Here is a 19,664-nt window from a genome sequence, read left to right on the forward strand (position 1 = left end):
ATTACGCAGCCAACGCTTCAGCTCAACCGGAGCTCGCCTTTCCATGACCGCCCCTGCCCCGACCCCACCATACATACGCTCTCTTCTCTGCCTTATCATCAAGAATGAACGGCAGGATCTGCTTGAACTGATTGCGCATCACTGCCTGATCGGCTTTGAAAGGATCGTCATCTATGACAACGAGAGTGACGACGGCACGGCTGAGGTCATTGAGGATGCCGCCAAGCATTTTCCGGTTGAGCGGATACTCTGGCAGAATAACCGCGCGCCGATACCGGGTCTGACCAAACAAGGTGCCGCTTATACGCATTGTATCACAGAATGGCGCGATCGGGCAGAATGGATATGCTTCCTGGACGGCGACGAATTCCTCATCCCACCGCCAGGTGCGCAGCTCAACGATCTGCTTGACCGACATGCAGATCAAGACGCCTTCGCGATTAACTGGATGACGTTTGGTTCATCCAATCTTGAGAGTAGCGCAGGCCGGTTGGTGCTGGAAGCTTTCACGGGACGCGGCGCCGGCGATCGTGGCGTCAATCAACACGTGAAGATATTTTTCCGCCCGAATAAAGCTGGACGCGTCCTCAACCCCCACTATGTCGTGACCGAGAAACCCGCTGTTTCGGTCGATGGCAGACCTGTTCAATGGATGACCGAAGGAGTGGTGGCACCAGGCACGATCGTACAGGGTGACTGGCGTATCCATCATTATATCATCCGCAGTCGGGAGCACTGGACACGCCGTCTTGCACGCAGGCAGCCTGGTGGCCAAGCTCGCGACTGGGAAACATTTAAGGGCAACGATGCCAGTGAGATACCTGATTACCGTGCGCTTGCCTCAGCGCGCAAGGTTCATCAACGCCTGACAGAGCTGGGCTATACTTACAGGTCGGTTCCGACAGATGGCAGTGCCCTCCCGCTCACCTCGCCAGTTCAGTGTACGATTGATGAAGTAAGTGCGACTGTCATTCGGGGCTGGGCATACAACCCGCAGCATGAAGAGCCCACCGGACTGATCTTTCGTATTGATGGCCAAGCCCTACCGGAAATTTCCTGCACCGATATTCGACCGGATGTGGCTGCCACGGAACTGCGCCGCGAGAAAGTTGGCTTCCATATGCTAATGCCGTCGCGATACCTTGATGGCAGCCCACATACCCTCACGGTAACCGACACCGATGGCCAGAGAATACTGTTCATTCACAATCAGCGGCGGCTGGAGTCCAAGAGATTCAAGGTCAACGGCGCACCTGAGGTGATCAGCATGATTGACAGCCCGGCTGATGGTTGCCTGCGAGGCTGGGTTGCAGCCGCACCACATTGTCGTCCGGGACATTTCCAGACCCGCCAGCATATCAAGATCACACACAACAATCAGATCGTAGCAACCGGCATCGCAAACATAGCCAGACCCGACGTCGCTGCCGCGCACGATATTGATCGCCACTGCGGCTTCGCGATTGAGATACCGCTCGAATTTCGCCAAGGACCTCCAAAAACCTATCGCATCAGCCTGATGCCCGAAGATATCGATTTAAACGGTAGTCCGATCACCGCCGACCTGGATAACAGTAGTTATGGCAACGTGATCGCACGCATCTCCGCCATGCTGGATGACTGCTCGGAGCATCTGCGCAGAGCTGGTCGTCGAAGCCGCAAAGAGATTCAGGATAAGATCGCAGCTGTGCGAGACTTTGCAACAGCACAGATCCCCACGAGCGGACTAAGTATCACGAACTATGAGCCTTGGTTCGTCCTGCACCAGCAATCGATCCAACAACGTAGTCGACGGCGACGTCGCAGCGGCCCACTGGTATCCATTGTCTGCCCGGTGTATCGCCCCGCCCCCGAGCATTTCCGCTCGGCCATCTTGTCCCTGATGAACCAGACCTATCAGGATATCGAAATTCTTCTTTGTGACGACGGCGGCAAGGATCAGGCCGTAATCGATGTCATGGCAGAGCTTGCCCAGAGCGATTCACGCATTCGCTTCGTCGTGAATAGTGAGAATCGGGGCATCTCCGAGACGACCAATACCTGCCTCGACATGGCGACCGGTGAATGGGTCGCTTTCTTCGATCATGATGATCTGCTTGTTCCCCACGCAATCGAGGTCATGGTTGCCGCTGACCGTACAGGCCATGCCAACCTTATCTATTCAGATGAGGACAAGATCGACGATGCGGGAAACCTCTCTGAGCCGATGCTTAAACCGGCCTGGAACTACCGATATCTGCTTGGTGTCAATTACATCAATCACCTGACTATGATCCGCAGGGACATCCTGGATAAAGCTGGGCGACTTGATAGCGCGTTCAACGGTGCACAGGACCATGACTTTCTGCTTCGCTGCATTGAGTTCTGCTCACCACGCAGCATCGTGCATGTGCCAGCCGTCCTCTACCACTGGCGCAAAACGAGTTCTTCAACCGCATCCTCCATCGAGGCTAAGCCTTACGCAATCGCAGCTGGTGTCCGCGCTGTTCAAGCCCACCTTCATCGACGAAAAATTGCAGCAACGGTTTATAGCTATGGGCCTCGCACTTTTTATCGAGTGCAGGCTGATGTCGCGCCGCAGCAGAAAGTTGCCATTGTCATCCCTTACAAGGATCAGATGCACTTCACGCGCAAATGCGTGGAACGCCTTCTCAGACATAGCAAACGCCATGACATTCATATTTTTCTCGTTAATAACGGTTCAACCACACAAGATGCCACCAAATTTGCAGATGAAGTAAAATCTAATTGTCGCGTAACAATTCTCGAATACGACATACCTTTTAACTACTCAGCAATCAATAATTTCGCAGTATCTATCGTACCGAAAGAATACGAGAACCTTATCCTCATGAACAACGACCTGTTCGTCAGCGATGATGACTGGCTCGACACTCTGATGGGGGAGATGGTTATCGATCCTACAGTGGGCATCGTCGGGGGTAAGTATCTGTTCGAAAACCGGACTGTGCAGCATTGCGGTGTTATTCTCGGTTTTGGAGGTGTGGCCGGACACGCCTTCGCTCATGAATCAGAATATTTCCCGGGCTATGGCGCCCGGGGCTTCATCACGCATCAGGTCTCTGCGGTGACTGCCGCTTGCCTTCTGATTCGTCGAGACATTTTCGACGCTATTGGGGGCTTCGATGAGAAAGACCTCACTGTCGCCTTCAACGACATTGATTTGTGTATCAAGGCGACGCAGGCTGGGTGGAAAATCATACTCACCCCGGACTTCGTGGCGGAACACCATGAATCTATCAGTCGCGGTCTTGAAGACAGCCCCAAGAAAATCGCGCGATTTGCCCGGGAACAACGCGCCATGAAGCGACGCTGGAAGAATATTCTGGGTCATGACCCATTCTTCCATCCGGCATTTGCCCGCGAGGGGCGTACGTTTCACGATCTCCACGCGCCTGCGATGGGGCAACGTCAAAAAGCCACCATACTGACGGCAGGTTCCTAGCCATGATGAAGCAACGCGCTTCACGCCGCCCCCTGATCCCGCGCCGATCCCTTTTCTGCGGCGCGGCCTGCACGGGCTTGGCAGGAATAGTTAACGCGCAAGGCCGCACGAATGCACGCAAGAACCCGATCGTTGCCTTGGGTGGTCTCCCCGGGTTTGATAAGCTAACCGATCCCGCGTCGCTTGCCAGATTGCGCGGCAATTCTCGTTTCAAACTTTACATCCACAACTCGGCGTGGCTCCGGCTGAATGATGCGCAACGACGTTCCGTCATCGCAAATAGTGGGGCAGCAGGCGTCAGCCCAGACATTGAGCTAGGTGGCTGGCCTGACCCTAAACACTGGTTCGACCACGAGTGGAAAAGGGATTATGCTTCTTTTCGCTTCCAACCCCGCCGCGGGCACGTCAATATCAACAAATGGAATACGTGGGGCGACTACACGACAATTGCCCGCGAAAACGGTTTTATTTCTTTGGCGCCGGTTGTCACTCCAAATCACGGACAATATGTGCGAGGTATGCTCTCGAGCGCCCCATACTGGAGTCTTTTCAGAGAAGCCTGCCGCCTCGGCGGCGGTGTTACGGCAGATATTCCGGTCGACTTCTATTTCCATCAACCGGAGGCGTATCGAACGTTCATTGCCGATGAGATCATCTGGGCAAAGACTTCCAATCTGTGGACCACTGCCATTCTGTCCCCGGGTGCAGCTTCACGAGATACCTTCATGAATCTATTGATGAGACAGGTCGCTGACTTGGCTGCCAGGGGTGCCTATCCAGACGAATATGTCGTCGAGAACTACAACACCATAAGCAAGCCCGGCATAGCTGAGCTCGCCGACGGTGATCTCCCCAATACACTCAATCACGCGGCCCTCTGGCTTCTCATCAACACCTGATACCTGCTAGAGGCAGGCGTTATCCTCATAATCCGGTAACCAACGATCCGCTTACGTCATGCGACGACGCGTCGCCTTGAGCATCGATAGTACCCTTGCCAACCATGCATCAATCCACCTGTCACGCTTACCTCAATCGCGGTATTGCAACTGGCCTGGCTGACACCCGGGTCATACTTTACGGTAAGTCCGGTCCCTGGAATCGCATTCTCCCCGAGGCCGTGTGGATCGGGAAATCGGAAGGGGCGCAGGCAAGGTTCAGGTTATTTCGTTTCAGGCAGACATCATGGATCACGCAATCGAGGCCGTCCGGCGTTTCAACCGCTTTTTTGTCCAGCATGTCGGTGCGCTGGATGCGCATTTTGCAGGGTCGGACATCACCCTCGCCGAAGCGCGTCTGATTTTCGAGATTGCGCGTCTGGAACACATACAGGGCACGCCCGTAACCGCCGCCGCATTGCAAAACTCCCTGCAGATCGACCGGGGGCAACTCAGCCGCATGATCGGCCGCCTGACCCGCTGTAACCTGATCCATCGCGATTGCCCTGAACATGACAGGCGTCTACGCCCGATTACACTTACCCCAGGCGGGCGTGAGATGCTCTCGGGCCTTGAGGAGCGCGTTCAGGGAGCTATTCGGACCACGCTGGCGGCCCTCGACCCCCTTTCCGCGCTACGACCTCGTGACATCGCTCACCCATGCACGTTTTCTGCTGGCACCATCAGCCGACGCGTCTTTGACCCTGCGTGCCCCCCGACCCGGGGAAGTCAGCCTTATCGCCTCCCGTCAATCAGCGCTGTATGCACAAAGCCATGGCTGGGGACACAAGCTTGAATGTCTGATTGCCGAGACGGCATCACGCTTTCTGAGCGGGTTCGACCCGACACGTGAAGCCTGCTGGGTTGCCGATCTCGATCAGGTCATGGCCGGTGCCGTTTTCCTAACCGATGAAGGCGATGGTGTTGCCCGTTTGCGATTGCTGCATGTCGAGCCGTTTGCCCGCAGGCGAGGCATTGGCGATGCACTTGTGCAGCAATGTCTCGCTTTCGCCCATGAAAAGCACTACCGGCGCGTTATCCTGTGGACCCATACTGTGCTCGAAAATGCCCGTCGTCTTTACGCAAGAAACGGTTTTTCCTGCGTTGCGACCGCACCGCATGATCTGTTTGGCGTCCCCCTGCAGGGCGAGGACTGGATTTGCGAACTGATCACGCCTGACGCACAGACAAACGAGACGCTCTGACGGTCTTGCAAGACAAGATATCAGGCCTCCTGGCCCCATCCCTCGCGCACGATATGACGCCCGTTATTCCGCTTCGGGCATACGCAGAACAAGAAAGCCCGGCTTGCCCTTCAGATAGGTTTGCAGCGGCGTATCCACGACTTTCATATTGGCCTTGAGCGATGAGGCATTACGGAACCAGAGCGTCCCGTCTTTCCAGATAGCAAGGCCGGTATGGGTTACGTCCAGACCAGGCAGGGCGGTATAAATACCGATCACATCGCCTGTATGGATTTTTCTGGCAATTTGCGGGGTAAGCGCCTCAGGCGGCAGCCATGCAATATCACGCGGGTGAATGGCGAGCCCCTTGATATAGACCCCGCCATCATCACGCTGATTCAGGTTTTTGCGCGTGACATGCGACTGCGATGACAAATCGCGCGTCATGTCACGGGCATTATGCGGTGCAAGCGCCACCCAGTCTGTCAGGAAATGCCGCCGGTTCAGATAGGTAACCTTACCATCGCGATAACGGGTTTTCTCAAGCGCTGCGACAAACCCGGCCTCGTTACTGGAAAGCGAAAGTGCGCGCACAAGATCGATGAACGTGTAGCAATCGACCCCGTCAAAACGAATGACCAAACGCTCCGGTGTGTCGACACCACCAATCAGTGTATTGGCGATATAGGGCGTCCCGAGAAACAGCGCCGAAACCGTCGAGATACGATGCGTGAAACCTGCCGGGTCGACAGGCCGCGCCGGGACCTCAGCGCCTATCTGCGCTTCAATTTGGCCCAGCCTCGCCTGATCGGCAGGCGCGAAAGCTGTGTCGGCAGCCTGCGCGCTCAAGGGCAGAGAGGTCGCCATGCAGAGTCCCGCACATATCCTGACAACCCGTCCTGTTTGCGCCGAAAAACCCATTACAGCCCCCAATTCTTTGCACGATAATCCAGTGCGACAAGCTACCAGAAAAATCCGGACCCTATGGAATCGGACCGGCTCTCAAGCCCTGCCGCTTATAGTCGTTGATCTCTGCGGACCAATGGTAACGATAGCCTTGTCGATCCTGCGGATTCTACCCGGGCTGAAACTGCCCGCCCGCAGATTGCCCTCGATATCCTCCAGCGACAAACCGGCCGTTTCCGGCACAAGGCGATAAACGAAGACAAAGGACAGGAAATTGATTCCGGCATAGATCCACATCGTTGCGCCAATGCCAACTGCCTGCACCAGAGTGAGTGCTGTTCCGGTCACGAGCAGATTACTGCCCCAGAGCATCGCCGCATGAAGCGCCGTCGCCGGGCCGCGCATACCAAGCGGAAACAGCTCTGCCCCCAGCAGCCAGCCACAGATCTGGATACCGCCCGAATTGAACATCATGAAAAGCAGGAGGAAAGCCACAGTGGCAAGCGCGCCAAAACCCTGATGACTGCCCGACATGAACGAAATGCCAAGCCCGATCAGACTGATGACCGAGCCCGGAATCATGATCAGCATCAGACGACGACGCCCGACGCGATCAACCAGAAAACACCCAGCTAGGGTGACAATGGCATAAACGAAAGCCACCCCGACGCTGGCCAGAAGGGCCGCATTTTTTCCAAACCCGGCATCGGACAGGAAGGTGGGAGAATAATAGATCATCATCTCCAGCCCGCCACATTGCGTGAAGAAAGCCACCCCAAGAGCAGCGATTAGGGCGGGGCGTGCCCAAGGCTGCGCCAACCCGGCCCAGCCGGAATTCTCGGGGTTGATCGACTGGCGGATACGCTCGATCTGGGTAAGCTCCTGATGGATATCGAGCTTCGTATGTCGCACCCGTTCAAGAATACGCGCTGCCGCTGTCAGGCCTCGCTTTTCGGCAATCCAGCGCGGGCTGGCCGGCATGAACAGCATGACCATAAAGACCAGACCTGCCGGGATGGAAGCGACCGACACCATACGGCGCCATGACCAGACATCGTGGTAATAATATCCAACGATGTTTGCCAGAACGATCCCGACCCCGATCGCCACATTGAAGGTGGTGACCCGCGTGCCACGGTACCGGCTTGGCGATAATTCGGAGATATACATGGGCACAACCTGCGTGGAACCACCTACCGCGATGCCCAGCAGGAAACGTGCAGCGACAAGGGTACCGATGCTCGGGGCCATCGAGCACAAAATCGCCCCCAGGGCGAACAGGAACAACACGACAAGGACGGTTTTCTTGCGGCCCAGATGCTCCGATGACCAGCTCGTAACCAGCGCCCCCACGACTGCGCCGGCCAGTATGGAGGCCGTCACGATTTCCTGCTGCGTGTGCGACAGCCCGAACTCACGTGTCATGAGCAAAAGCGCGCCGGAAATCACGCCGGTATCATAGCCGTAAAGCCCGCCGCATACTGCGGCGGCAAAAGAGGCCACCGCGAGAATGAGCCATGCGGACCGCCCCGGTGAGGTCTGCTCGACAATCGCCTCGATGCCAGCACGATCGGTATCACCCATGCCGGGTTGCCTCTGCTTTTTCATTCTTTTTCCCCTTCTTCAGGGCGCGCGCCATCCTTCATGCCCAGGCCTGGCAACGATCGGGATCGTTACCGGCTCGACAGCATGGGCGCAGCCCGCCGCATGGCGCGGGCCTTGTCGGCCCGCACACACGAAGCATGTCGTTTCAGTGTTCCAGAAAAATCAGACCGGGCTGAACGCTGACAGGGGGGCACACAAGCCACCCCATGCGCTCAGGAAGGCGCGATGAACAATCGCGCCTCAGCTCATCCAGTTGCCGCCATCGATATTATAGGTTTGCGAGACGATATAATCGGCATCCTTCGAGGCCAGAAACACCGCAAGCCCCCCGATCTCGTCAGGACGCGCCATACGCCCGAACGGTACCGATGCGCCGACGATCCGCTTCTTTTCACCAAGAGGCAGGTTCTCGTACTGGGCGAAGCGGCGGTCCACGTCATCCCAGTGCTCGTTATCGACCACGCCCGGTGCAATGGCATTGACGTTGATGCCGTATTTGATGAGATCGAGGCCGGTGCTCTGGGTAAGAGAAATCACGGCTGCCTTCGAGGCGCAGTAGATAGCCACCAGTGGCTCACCACGGCGCCCGGCCTGGGAGGCGAAATTGATGATCTTGCCGCCATGACCCTGCGCGATCATCTGGCGTGCGACCGCCTGAAGCGTGAAAAGCAGCCCTTCGACATTGACGGCAAACACGCGATGGTAGCTTTCGCGCGTGATCTCGACAGTCGGAGCGAGATCGAACAGACCGGCATTATTGACCAGAATATCGATACGGCCATAACGCGCGATAATCGCCGCCAGCGCGGCATCGATGGAATCCTGTCGGGTTACATCGAGTGCAACGCCAAGATGATCGGCACCGAGTTCGGCAGCGGCGCTGATCGCACCTGCCTCGTTCAGGTCACCGATAACAACGTGCGCACCTTCGCGTGCATAGCGCTCGGCAAGAGCGCGGCCGATACCGCGTGCGGCACCTGTAATGAGCGCAACACGATCCTGCAATGGCTTGCCCTGAGGGGCGGTGGTGGCATTCATGTCGTGATTCCTATGGTCATCGGATGATGACGGATGGGTAAATTGAGTCAGGTAAATTCAGACAGGTCGGACTGGCCTAGCGTGGGGGCCTTGTTTCTCCAGGTCCCCGCACCAGGCACACGATTCAAAGCGTCTCGTAACGTTCGAGCACATCGCGAACCGACTGGATCAGAAGAGCCCGAGGCTCGGCGGCAAGCGCACCCGATTTCACGCGTTCGAAAAGCCGGGGCAGATACTGGCTGATCATGGTTTCAGGAATGGATACCTGCTCCAGCGACTGGATCAGCGCTGTCACGGCCTGTTCGGCGGCCGGTTCGGGCCAGTAATAGCGAATACGGTCGCTATAGCTGAAATGGCGCAGGATACGCTGCTCCATCGCATCGCCATGATAATGGCTCTGCCAGTTGGCGGGCGCATCGAGCATGGTCTTTTCCATCGTCCCGACCAGCGACACTGCCTGAGGGTCGATGAAGCCGCGTATGGCATCCAGCCCGTAAAGCGTTTCACGCAGGGCAAAGCTCAGCTCCGGCCCGACCTTCAGGATACAGAACCCGTCCTGCTTCAGTCGTGCCAGCGCCGTGCCCGGCTGATAATCGGTCGAATGTGCCTCGAAAACCAGTCCCGGCAGACGCGCCAATGTGGCAACAAGCGCGCTGGCCTGCTCGGGCTGGTAAATGACCACATCTTCATGGCCAAACTCCACACCGGGCTGCACCACGATGCCAATCACGCGCGACCAGGCCTCCGGCACCGCCTCGCGGAAGGCGTTTTCATGCACCTGATAGGTCGCACGAACTGCGTCCGGTGTGGTGGGCGTAACGTGATCGAGGGCTTCGGTCGCCCCGCCCGGTGTAGGAATTTCCGTACCGATCACATAGACGGGCCGCCCCGGTGCGACGGATTCGGCCCGCTTGGCCAACATCACGGCCCGCTCAGCTACGATGGCATCGGGCAGATGCTCGGCCTCACCCTTGCAACCCATGCTGGCGTCGAGATGCAGCTTGGTAAATCCCGCCTCGGCAAAAGCCGCAATCATGTCGGAGGCTTTTTGCAGGGCCTGCTCTGCCGGAAGCGACTTCCACGGATTGGGACCGAGATGATCCCCGCCCAGAATGATCTGCTCACGCGCAAAGCCCAGCCGATCGGCGATACCGTATACGTAATCGCGAAAATCGACGGGCGTCATGCCGGTATAACCGCCATCCTGATTGACCTGATTGCAGGTCGCCTCAATCAGCACAGCCTTGCCACGCGATGCCGCATGAAGAAGGGCGGCCTCTATGACGAGCGGATGAGCCGAACATACCGAGGTGACAGCTGTCTTGTCGCCCTGGTCGAAACGCGCCCGCAATGTCGAGATGAGCGATCCGGTCATACTTTTTCTCCCGTGTTCTGGCCTGCAATAAGCTGGTCCAGCGCCGCGAAATCGGACGTACCTTCCATTGGGCCGAAAAACGAAACAGCCCTTGCCCCGGAGGCACAGGCATAGCGCAGCGAGTCTTCGCGCGACTTGCCGAGCAGGCGGCATGTGACATAGGTCGCGCCAAAGCAGTCGCCCGCGCCTGTGGGGTCGATTTCCTGCGCCGGGAACGGCGCACCATGGACGGTCTTGTCGGCACAAAAGCAGGTCGCGCCCTCACTGCCCTGTTTGAGCACGATTTCAGAAACGCCCATGTCGAGAATCTCGGCAATGGCGGCCTCCTGCGTCGTGCCACTGCTGAACAGGAGCAGTTCGGGACCGCTTGGCAGGAAGATGTCGCATTCCTGAAGCATCAATTGCAGGGCTGCCCGCATATCGGGGATGTCGAGCATCTCCTTGCGGATATTCGGGTCGAATGAAACGGTTCCACCCTGCGCCTTGACCTGATGCACAGCGGTCGTCACGGCATCGATGATCGGGAAGGAAAACAGTGAGGACCCCATGACATGGACATGGGTCGCGCGCTTGAGCAGTCCACGCGCTGCCTCGTGGAGGCCCGTTTGCGAGCAGGCAGACTGGCGGATGTTATAGACGAAATCGCGACTGCCATCGGGCCGGTAGCGCACAAACGCACTGCCTGTTGCAAAACTGTCCACGCTCAGAATGGCGGAAACATCGACACCATCACGCCTCAGGCGCTCGATATTGAGCGTGCCGAAATCATCACGCCCGACCGCCGAGACAATACCGCACTCCACACCCAGACGAGCGACCTGATCAATGAAGATCGCCGGTGCGCCCGAAGGGTAAGGCCCCTTGAGGGCCATCGGTTCAAGAAAACCCGTCCCCTGGGTCTCGGCCATGATCTCGACCACAATCTCACCGATTGTGATGATGCAACGCGGCGCGTCCGGGGACTGGTCCATCAGAAAACTGGATGCCATGATCGGTTATCCATCGAAGGGGAAAACAGAAGGTAAGAAAAAGGGCCCAGCGGGGTGCTCAGCCGGAGGGTGCGGTGTCATCTGCAAAAACCGACCAGTCCTCGCACAGCACCGCGCCATCGGGCGGTGTGCCCCCATGCAGAACCGACATGGTTTTGCGCCAGGCCAGAACATGACCATCCTCATCGGCCCGATCGAGACGGTCAGCCAGCAAAAAGACCTGCCGCGCCCGGATGATGGCACTCTCCAGACAGCTGCCTGTCTGATCGAGACAGGTGAAACCCCGCTTGCTGATCTGGGCTGCCGAAATGACCGCAAGATCCAGATCATAGAAAGACAAGGCATGATCGGCAGCGGGGCTGATCAGCGGGTATCCCAGCCGGTCATACTCGCCACCAAGCAACGAGACCGCCGCATCGCTGGTCCGGCTCGCCATATGGTAGGTTTCGAAGCTGTTGACGACGAAACGCAGGTTTTCGGCTGTCGCATAGACCGGCACGAAAGAAGCGGCCTGCGTGTTGTCCAGAAAAACGCACTGCCCTGGCTTGAGCCTGAAGGCGACAGCACGTGCCAGGGCCCGGGCCTCATACAGGGTGGGCCCCTCATCCAGAGGCGCATCGACAGCATAATCGTGAGCCGGCTGGGCACCGCCATTTGTTCTGATGACGAGATTCTGACTTTGCAGATAGGCAAGGTCTGACCTTATCGTCACCATGGAGACGTCGAACTGACTCGCCAGCGCCTCGGTCCGTATGAATCCGGCGCGCCTTACGGCATCGACAATTCCCAGACGGCGTTTGAGAGTCGCGCTGTTCACGCCCATCGACATAATCAAGAATCTTTCAAAACGAAAACCTATCTTTCGTTTTGTAAGTTATCATCTTTTGCTTGTCAGCAGCTAAGACAGGCCATCACAGGGTTGTGTCAGGATATGCACATTGGTCCGTTATCATCGGGTCAGCCGCCGAGCCGGAAACCACCCTATCGCCCTGCGCCTCGAACGCTCAGAAGCCCCTTGATTGCCGCATGCTGTAAAAGCAGGATCGTCTTGGCATCCAGAATACGTCCGTCATCGATCATGCGCAGGGCTTCAGGGAACGCGACTTCCATCACGTCGATTTCCTCGCCCTCTCCCTCCAGGCCGCCGCCCGGCCCAATACGCATCCCGGGCCTGTAAGCCCCGGTGAAGAAATGGATGCGCTCGGTCACCGATCCGGGGCTCATATAATAGCACCCTATGGGGGTTATCTCACCAATCTCGACTCCCATTTCCTCACCAACCTCACGGCGCATGGCGGTGGCCGGGTCATCGTGATCGAGCAGGCCACCGCAAACCTCAATCAGATCCTCACGATGCCCTGTGACATACGCTGGAAATCGGAACTGTCGGGTAAGCAGGACCACCTGCCTCTCGTCATCGTAAAGCAGGATCGCGGCCCCATCGCCACGATCATACGTCTCTCGCGTAAAGACCTGAGTCGTGCCGTTCCTGCGTCGATAGCTCAGCGTGTAACGTGTCAAAACGCCCCAGTCATTGGCCAGAAGCCGGGTCGAGAGGATCGTGATACGGTCATCTGGACATTTGCCGGGCACAACCTCGTCACCAAAGCGATCAGGCTTGTCAGGAGGCGTTCCTGTCATGGCGATCAATCCCTCTGCCCGCCTCTGCGTGTCACGGCCTGCGCCCGCAAGCTCATATCCCCTACCCTGCCCGGGATCGGACATCCGGGTGAGAACAACCTTCGCACACCCTGCCTCGCATAGGGAACTCGGGGCTGCATGGCATGGATAGGAAACAGGTCTGAGGCGGCATATCGAGGGCCGGTTGGCCGCATCGCGGCGATGGAAAGGCTCAGACTGTCTCGTGCGTCGAACCGGGATGACCGGCCCCCGGTGGCATAACGGTCGCGACAGCACCGGGAAGCATGACGCCGGGTGCTGCACTATCAGCAACAGGTTTGCGGCTGCGTACCAGCCAGTAGCAGATACCGAGAGACAGGACCGAGGCCGACAGCGCCAGAACCCCCATGACATCCACCGCGCTCAGGTCGAGCACGATGAATTTGCGTACGGTCGCCATCATGCCGATCAGCAGTACGGAACGCATCCTGACCAGGCTGTGAGAGGGTGTATCCGGTGCAACGAGAATGGAATGTTTGAACTCCAGCGCAATCAGCACTGTAAAGCAAAGGCCGAACAGCGATTGCAGGACAGCCGGGTTGGATGGAACCAGCGTTGCCGAGCGCACCATCTCGAAAACAGCATAGACGACATGCACAAGCCCAAGCGTCGCCACGGCCATGACGCAGAGCGTGAGAATCAGCATGGCGCATTCCTCGAACAGATCGAAGAGCGTTGAGACCTTGAAGAAACCGGGGATACTTTTGATCATGGGCTGTCGATAATATCTTGGTGAGGAGTAAGCCCTCACTCTTACCAGAGCCGCAAAGACACATCACCAGCAGAATAGTTGTCTTTTCGTAATATCGCCCACACGATAAGCAAATAATATCTAAAATATAAACATGATAAATTTTATGTTTTACAATCATAATATAGAGAATATATATTTATACACAAAGATCACAATAATGACCCTTTCCTGTCTGCGACCGAACCTTACAGAGCCGTCATTCTCAAGGCCTCCAGCCTTACGCGTTGCACGGTTCAGGCTTGGGACAATAGCTCCGGAGGCGGGCGCCCGGCGCTACTCTGAAGCACAACAGGCACGACCTGCATTTCCCTCCAGATGGCCGGGGCGTTTTCTCCCTCTTGCCAAAGACGGGTGTTGCGGTGGAAATCGCTCACCATGCGCAAACTCGACCCCTTTCTGCTCAGTCTGATCGCCGCCATCGTGCTGGCCACCTTCCTCCCCTGCTCGGGGCCTGTGGCGGTCATCCTGTCGAAACTGACGACATTGCTTATCGCCCTGATGTTCTTTCTGCAGGGCGCAAGACTCAAGCCCGAGGCCGTACTGGAAAGCGTACGTGACTGGCGGCTTCAGGGCAGCGTGCTTTCCTGCACGTTTTTGCTCTTTCCCGTGCTGGGCCTTGTGCTTCATGCCCTCATGCCGGGTCTGCTCAAGCCCGATATGTGGCATGGGGTGCTTTTTCTGTGCTGCCTGCCCTCAACCGTGCAGAGCTCGATTGCGCTGACTTCTATCGCGAGAGGCAATGTGCCTGCCTCGATCTGTGCAGCCACGCTGTCGAACCTGCTCGGTATCGTAGCCACGCCTGTTCTGGTTGGGCTGATCGTGCAGAAAGGCAATATCTGGTCGGCCCATGCCATCGTGGATATCGCAACCCAGCTTCTGCTGCCCTTCGGCATCGGGCAGTTGCTGCACAAGCGCCTCGGGGCCTGGGCGCACCGCAACAAGAAACTCCTCTCGCTCAGCGATCGCGGCTCCATCGTGCTGGTGGTCTATACGGCGTTCAGCCATGCCGTGGTGGAAGGGATCTGGCATCGCGTATCGCTTCCTGACCTTGCCCTGACCGCCGGGCTCGATATCGTGCTTCTGGGGCTGGTTCTGCTCCTGTCGCGCCTGATGGGCCGCGCACTTGGCTTTTCGGAAGAAAGCAGCATCTCGCTCATGCTCTGCGGCTCGAAGAAGTCGCTCGCCACCGGTGTGCCGATGGCCAATATCCTGTTTCCGATGTCCGTGGTCGGCACGGTCGTGCTGCCACTCATGATGTATCACCAGATCCAGCTTTTCGTGTGCACGTTGCTGGCTCGACGTCTGGCCTCACGTCCGGAGGTGTAACGCACAGGCGCAAGGCTGGAGCGGCGCTTCCCATCCGGGTGCCGTCATCACCCGCACGCCTTTCCTTACCGCTCTTTCATGGGAAACGCTGGCGACATCAGGGGTTAACCCTCTCATGCGCCGGTTTTGCGACATCACGGCAACGTGATAGCAAAACACCCCGTCGTTTCGAGTGAAGAAGGAAAGCCTGTGATCAAGCAAGACTATGTGCACTCCATGTCGAGACTTCTCGCATGGTTCGACTGGCTCCCGCCATCAGTAGCGTCAACACTTCTGCTGGTTGCCGCCGCGCTCATTGCCCTGCTTTTCAGTCGCCTGATTACCGAGGCGCTGCCGCGTCTGCCAGGCTTGCGTCGCATCGCCTTCATTCACGAGACAATTGCCAGGCTGCAAAACCATGTGCGCCTGCTGCTGATGATCGTGGCGGCCTCTGCAGCCCTGCCGGCCACGACGGGTTTTGCCCCCACCACCATCCAGTTTCTGGCGCATTTCTTCGCTTTTGCCGTGATCATCACCATCGGTTTCGGGCTGATCAAGGCGTTCCGCTTCGGCACTGACAAATATCTCGATCGCATCGCCAACCGCGAGCATGTGGATGATATCACGGTTCGCTCGCATCAGACCCAGATCCGCATCCTGCGTCGCCTGATCGAGATTACCTGCGGGGTGATCACCGTGGGTGCCGCGCTCATGGTGTTCGAGTCTGTGCGTCAGTATGGCGTGTCGCTGTTCGCCTCGGCGGGTGCCGCCTCGCTGGTCGTTGGTCTCTCGGCCCGTCCTGCCCTGTCCAACCTTATTGCAGGCATCCAGATTGCCATCACCCAACCCATACGCATGGAGGATATGCTCATCCTCAATGGTGACTGGGCCTATGTGGAAGAGATCAACGCGACCTATGTGGTACTGCGCACATGGGATCGCCGACGCTATATTGTTCCCATTGCCTATTTCCTTGAGAACCCGTTCCAGAACTGGACGCACAGCTCTCCCTCGCTCATCGGCTCGCTGTTTCTGTGGCTCGATTATCAGACGCCGGTCGATGAGATCCGTCGCCTCTTTCACGAAGAGCTTGAGAAATCACCCGACTGGGACCGCGACATGAGTTCGGTTGGCTGCCAGGTGGCTGACAGCAATGCGCAGGTGATCTCCATCCGCCTCATTGCGGGTGCTGTTGACGCCAATGGCATGTGGAATCTCTGCTGCGACCTGCGTGAGCGCCTGCTCAAGCGCCTGCGTGAGGAACTCCCGCAAGCCCTGCCACGTGGCCGGACGGCTATTGTGCCCGGCGCACCCGCTGAACCTGCCTGGCCTGACTCGCTGGTATCACCCCCGGTCAACCGGCCCGGTCCGGGCGGTGTCATGGGCAGTGGCCAGTATAACGGACCCGATATCCAGATACGCCGCTGAACCTGAGCACTGCGACACCGCCTTTCATCGAACAGGATCAGGCACTCGTTCCATAAGGATCAGCGCTTCATCAGCGGCGCTGATCATCACGCCACAAGCCCTGATAAAGGCTCGTCGGCGCGACCTTGGGATAAATCCTTCGTGAGACCAACACGCCTCACCGGCAGTTTCCCAGTATAACACGCCCCCCTCACGGGCCCCGGCGTGAAAAATGATGGTTTTCAATCAGTTTTTTGCCCTGCCACGACAGGCGTTCTGCCTAGGGTCTCGCAGTCGAACCCGACGCTGACACAAGCCTCTCGCCTGCGTATGCAAGGGAGCAAGCAGCCAGAGCGGGTTTGTCCTGAAGGAGGAGCCCAAAGGTGAAACTGGTTCTCGACCCCTATATGCAGCGCCATCTCTCTTTGCCCGATATCGCCCGTGCGACGGCGGGATACGGATTTGATGGCATCGAGCTCTCGCCCCGTGCCGATTTTCTGGACTGGTGGGTGATGCCGCGTGCCACGTCCCAACGCGTACGCGACTTCAGGAAAGCGCTGCGCGATAACGGAACCGAGCTCACCACGCTCCAGCCCATGTATCGCTGGTCCAGCCCGATCGAGGAAGAACGTCAGGCCGCCATGCGCTACTGGCGCCGCGCCATCGAGATTGCCTCGGAAATGGAATGCAGGATCATGGTGTCCGAGTTCGGTCGCGGCACCTCACCCGAACGCGCAGCCGGTCTGCCGCCCGGTGTCGCCACGCCCGAAACCTGCGAAGCCGCTTTCTGGCGCTCTATGGATGATCTGGTGCCCCTGCTGGAGCGCTCGGGCATCATGCTCTCTCTCGAACCGCATCCGGAAGACTGGGTCGAAACCTTCCATCCGGCCATCGATATCATCCGCAATATCGGCTCGGACGCGGTCAGGATGTCCTACATCGTGCCGCACACCTTTTTTTACGGTGAGGATATGGCGGCCATGCTGCGTGAGGCGGCAGATATTCTGGTGCACATCCGGGTGGCCGATACATTTGACCACCGCAAGTCGTCAGAGCTGCGCTACATCGTCAACCCGCCGGGCGCAAAGGTGCGGGTGCACCAGCATCTCGATATCGGGCAGGGCGAAATCGACTGGACTACGTTCTTCGACACGCTGGCCGAAATCCGTTTTGACGGGGTTCTTTCCTCCTGTGTGTTTGCCTGGGAAGACAGGGCAGAGGACTCTACGCGCTTCATGCTCAGCACCATGCGCAAGGAACTGACCCAACGCGGCATGATGTGACGATGCACGCCCCCGGCGCGGCCTACCCCAGTACCGCGCCGGATGTCAGATGTCCTTCGGCAGGCGCTGCACGCGCGAGCGCAGAAGCTGTTCCTCGAAATCGAGTTCCTGCTGCAGTTCCCATTCTGTCTGATCGTTGATTCCCCGCTCCACAAACAGCCGGTGCAGGGTCTGGCGCTGGGCCCGCAGCAGCAGCAGACGGGTCGCGAGCTCCAGCCTCTCCCGGCGCAATGACAGGCTGCGACTCATGAGCGAAGCCTGTGGCGCCTCATCGATCTGGCTCAGGCGGTTCTGATAATTCTGCTCCAGCCGGTCCAGCACATCAATCCTGAGCGCATTATCGGCTCGCTCCGCCTGGCTGTCCTGTGTGCAACGCGTCTTTTCATCATGCAGAAGGGTAACGGCCGTATGGAGCAGGGCCTGACGGGCCGTATTCTCCTCTGCCGCATGGCGCTCCATGCCGCGTTTGGGCAGAAACAGGATACAAAGCGGCATGAGTAGCCCGGCACCGACTAGCGAGATTACAATGACTCCAGCCGCGATGGTGATCAGCAGGTCACGTGAGGGAAACGCCCCCATGTCACTCCCGAGCGCAGGCAATGACAATACAGCCGCCAGTGTCACGGCCCCGCGCACCCCTGCAAAGGTGAGCAGTACGGATCCCAGAAAATCGGGCCAGACAAACGGCGTATGGCTCCATCGGGCCACGAGCCAGCGGCGCAGGATGGAGCACCAGATACCGATGAAGCGCAGCAGGGTCATGATCAGATAGATCGCGCCGATCAGGGCTAGCAATTGCAGGATGGAAACCTGCCGCTCATGCGCCATCTGCACCCCACCCCGCATCAGCGCCGGCAATTGCAGCCCGAGCAGCAGGAAGATGAGCGCATTGAATATGTAATTGACCATACCCCAGACCGTGGTGGCCTGAAGCCGCGTGGCGGTATTGGTCTCCTCGATCATGCCCATCATCTTGATGACCATGCACGCCGCAACAGAAGCCAGAATACCGGAGCAATGCACCCGCTCGGCCACGATATAGGTCACGAAAGGCAGCAGGATCATGAGCGTGATCTGCAAGGGCGGGTCATCAAAGCCGCGTCGTAGCAGAATCCGGTTGAGGCGCGCCGAGACATAGGCAATGACCGCCCCGATCGCGAGGCCACCAAACGCCACGAGCAGGAATGAATCGAAGGCCTGACGATAGGAGAATTCCCCCGTCATGGCGGCCGCCGTGGCGAAGCGGAAACAGACCAGCCCGGAAGCATCATTGAACAACGCTTCACCGGAAAGCACATGGATCATCCGCTCTGGCACATGCTTTCCCGCCAGAAGGCTCGACACCGCCACCGTATCGGTGGGTGAAAGTGCGGCGGCAAGCGCAAAACAGCAGGGCAGATCGAGCGTCGGGATCAGCCAGTGAATGGCGTAGCCACAGCAGATGGTGCTGAACACGACCAGCCCGAAGGCCAGAAAGAAGATCGTGCCGCGCAATTCATGGAATTCACGCAGTGGCATACGAAACGCATCGGCAAAAAGCAGTGGCGGCAGAAAGACCAGCATGAAAAGGTCAGGGCGCAGGCCGATCCTGACGCCCAGAAGGGCCGCCGCCACACCCAGAACGATCTGGATGAGCGGCAGGGGAATGCGGTTTTTCAGCGCTTTGGCCAGCAGACTGCTTGCCGCAGCGAACAGGAGAAGAATCAGGATATTATCGGCAGGAATCATGACTGA

At 58.0% G+C, this 19,664-nt stretch carries 15 protein-coding genes and 1 pseudogene; 7 read left to right on the plus strand and 9 right to left on the minus strand.

Annotated features, from left to right (window positions below; all coding sequences use genetic code 11):
- Nucleotides 1-43 precede the first annotated feature (43 nt).
- The 4 genes and pseudogenes from P5689_RS06835 to P5689_RS15535 all read left to right on the plus strand — a co-directional run bounded on the left by P5689_RS06835 (nt 44) and on the right by P5689_RS15535 (nt 5,609).
- Nucleotides 44-3,466 carry a glycosyltransferase gene (locus P5689_RS06835; RefSeq protein WP_285532598.1) on the plus strand — a complete coding sequence of 1,141 codons (3,423 nt, stop codon included), beginning with the start codon at nt 44-46 and terminating at the stop codon, nt 3,464-3,466.
- Between the two features lie 2 nt (nt 3,467-3,468).
- The gene (locus P5689_RS06840) at nt 3,469-4,365 is read left to right on the plus strand and encodes a hypothetical protein (protein WP_285532600.1); all 897 of its coding nucleotides are present in this window, start codon (nt 3,469-3,471) and stop codon (nt 4,363-4,365) included.
- Between the two features lie 286 nt (nt 4,366-4,651).
- Nucleotides 4,652-4,897: pseudogene (locus P5689_RS15530) on the plus strand (hypothetical protein); the annotation flags it as partial.
- Nucleotides 4,898-4,976: 79 nt separating this feature from the next.
- On the plus strand, nt 4,977-5,609 hold the full coding sequence (locus P5689_RS15535) for a GNAT family N-acetyltransferase (RefSeq protein WP_352230621.1): 633 nt from the start codon (nt 4,977-4,979) through the stop codon (nt 5,607-5,609).
- A gap of 63 nt (nt 5,610-5,672) precedes the next feature.
- On the opposite strand, the gene P5689_RS06860 is transcribed toward P5689_RS15535, so the two are convergent.
- The 8 genes from P5689_RS06860 to P5689_RS06895 all read right to left on the minus strand — a co-directional run bounded on the left by P5689_RS06860 (nt 5,673) and on the right by P5689_RS06895 (nt 13,893).
- A complete protein-coding gene (locus P5689_RS06860) occupies nt 5,673-6,455 on the minus strand; it encodes a DUF1460 domain-containing protein (protein ID WP_285532601.1) in 783 nt (260 codons plus the stop codon).
- Between the two features lie 135 nt (nt 6,456-6,590).
- On the minus strand, nt 6,591-8,102 hold the full coding sequence (locus P5689_RS06865; RefSeq protein ID WP_285532602.1) for a sugar porter family MFS transporter: 1,512 nt from the start codon (nt 8,100-8,102) through the stop codon (nt 6,591-6,593).
- A 237-nt stretch (nt 8,103-8,339) separates the two neighbouring features.
- Nucleotides 8,340-9,137, minus strand: coding sequence for an L-iditol 2-dehydrogenase (locus P5689_RS06870; RefSeq protein ID WP_285532605.1), 798 nt, complete (start codon nt 9,135-9,137; stop codon nt 8,340-8,342).
- 124 nt (nt 9,138-9,261) lie between these two features.
- Nucleotides 9,262-10,512 carry a D-tagatose-bisphosphate aldolase, class II, non-catalytic subunit gene (locus tag P5689_RS06875; protein WP_285532606.1) on the minus strand — a complete coding sequence of 417 codons (1,251 nt, stop codon included), beginning with the start codon at nt 10,510-10,512 and terminating at the stop codon, nt 9,262-9,264.
- Nucleotides 10,509-11,501 (minus strand): sugar kinase, encoded by a 993-nt coding sequence (locus tag P5689_RS06880; protein ID WP_285532608.1) that lies wholly within the window; start codon nt 11,499-11,501, stop codon nt 10,509-10,511. The genes P5689_RS06875 and P5689_RS06880 overlap by 4 nt, the downstream gene beginning before the upstream one ends.
- A 58-nt stretch (nt 11,502-11,559) precedes the next feature.
- Nucleotides 11,560-12,330: a DeoR/GlpR family DNA-binding transcription regulator gene (locus P5689_RS06885; protein WP_285532609.1), complete on the minus strand. Its 771-nt coding sequence runs from the start codon at nt 12,328-12,330 to the stop codon at nt 11,560-11,562.
- Between the two features lie 152 nt (nt 12,331-12,482).
- On the minus strand, nt 12,483-13,142 hold the full coding sequence (locus P5689_RS06890; RefSeq protein WP_285532610.1) for an NUDIX domain-containing protein: 660 nt from the start codon (nt 13,140-13,142) through the stop codon (nt 12,483-12,485).
- A 211-nt stretch (nt 13,143-13,353) separates the two neighbouring features.
- Complete coding sequence (locus P5689_RS06895; RefSeq protein ID WP_023979910.1) at nt 13,354-13,893, minus strand: phosphate-starvation-inducible PsiE family protein; 540 nt, start codon at nt 13,891-13,893, stop codon at nt 13,354-13,356.
- A gap of 417 nt (nt 13,894-14,310) precedes the next feature.
- Here P5689_RS06895 and P5689_RS06900 point away from each other — a divergent pair, with 417 nt between their 5' ends.
- The 3 genes from P5689_RS06900 (at nt 14,311) to P5689_RS06910 (ending at nt 17,930) form a co-directional block, all read left to right on the plus strand.
- Nucleotides 14,311-15,261 carry a bile acid:sodium symporter family protein gene (locus tag P5689_RS06900; protein ID WP_285532611.1) on the plus strand — a complete coding sequence of 317 codons (951 nt, stop codon included), beginning with the start codon at nt 14,311-14,313 and terminating at the stop codon, nt 15,259-15,261.
- A 216-nt stretch (nt 15,262-15,477) separates the two neighbouring features.
- Complete coding sequence (locus tag P5689_RS06905) at nt 15,478-16,668, plus strand: mechanosensitive ion channel family protein (protein WP_285532612.1); 1,191 nt, start codon at nt 15,478-15,480, stop codon at nt 16,666-16,668.
- Between the two features lie 362 nt (nt 16,669-17,030).
- Complete coding sequence (locus tag P5689_RS06910; RefSeq protein ID WP_023979913.1) at nt 17,031-17,930, plus strand: sugar phosphate isomerase/epimerase family protein; 900 nt, start codon at nt 17,031-17,033, stop codon at nt 17,928-17,930.
- A gap of 45 nt (nt 17,931-17,975) precedes the next feature.
- Here P5689_RS06910 and P5689_RS06915 read toward each other — a convergent pair whose 3' ends face one another.
- Complete coding sequence (locus P5689_RS06915) at nt 17,976-19,658, minus strand: Na+/H+ antiporter (protein ID WP_285532614.1); 1,683 nt, start codon at nt 19,656-19,658, stop codon at nt 17,976-17,978.
- Between the last annotated feature and the right edge of the window lie 6 nt (nt 19,659-19,664).

Source organism: Asaia sp. HumB, from assembly GCF_030263835.1.
Lineage (GTDB): Bacteria > Pseudomonadota > Alphaproteobacteria > Acetobacterales > Acetobacteraceae > Asaia > Asaia bogorensis.

Coding starts and splice junctions, on each gene's coding strand:
- P5689_RS06835 (WP_285532598.1), top strand. CDS start 44: ATGACCGCCCCTGCCCCGACCCCACCATACATACGCTCTCTTCTCTGC.
- P5689_RS06840 (WP_285532600.1), top strand. CDS start 3,469: ATGATGAAGCAACGCGCTTCACGCCGCCCCCTGATCCCGCGCCGATCC.
- P5689_RS06860 (WP_285532601.1), bottom strand. CDS start 6,455: ATGGCGACCTCTCTGCCCTTGAGCGCGCAGGCTGCCGACACAGCTTTC.
- P5689_RS06865 (WP_285532602.1), bottom strand. CDS start 8,102: ATGAAAAAGCAGAGGCAACCCGGCATGGGTGATACCGATCGTGCTGGC.
- P5689_RS06870 (WP_285532605.1), bottom strand. CDS start 9,137: ATGAATGCCACCACCGCCCCTCAGGGCAAGCCATTGCAGGATCGTGTT.
- P5689_RS06875 (WP_285532606.1), bottom strand. CDS start 10,512: ATGACCGGATCGCTCATCTCGACATTGCGGGCGCGTTTCGACCAGGGC.
- P5689_RS06880 (WP_285532608.1), bottom strand. CDS start 11,501: ATGGCATCCAGTTTTCTGATGGACCAGTCCCCGGACGCGCCGCGTTGC.
- P5689_RS06885 (WP_285532609.1), bottom strand. CDS start 12,330: ATGTCGATGGGCGTGAACAGCGCGACTCTCAAACGCCGTCTGGGAATT.
- P5689_RS06890 (WP_285532610.1), bottom strand. CDS start 13,142: ATGACAGGAACGCCTCCTGACAAGCCTGATCGCTTTGGTGACGAGGTT.
- P5689_RS06895 (WP_023979910.1), bottom strand. CDS start 13,893: ATGATCAAAAGTATCCCCGGTTTCTTCAAGGTCTCAACGCTCTTCGAT.
- P5689_RS06900 (WP_285532611.1), top strand. CDS start 14,311: ATGCGCAAACTCGACCCCTTTCTGCTCAGTCTGATCGCCGCCATCGTG.
- P5689_RS06905 (WP_285532612.1), top strand. CDS start 15,478: ATGTCGAGACTTCTCGCATGGTTCGACTGGCTCCCGCCATCAGTAGCG.
- P5689_RS06915 (WP_285532614.1), bottom strand. CDS start 19,658: ATGATTCCTGCCGATAATATCCTGATTCTTCTCCTGTTCGCTGCGGCA.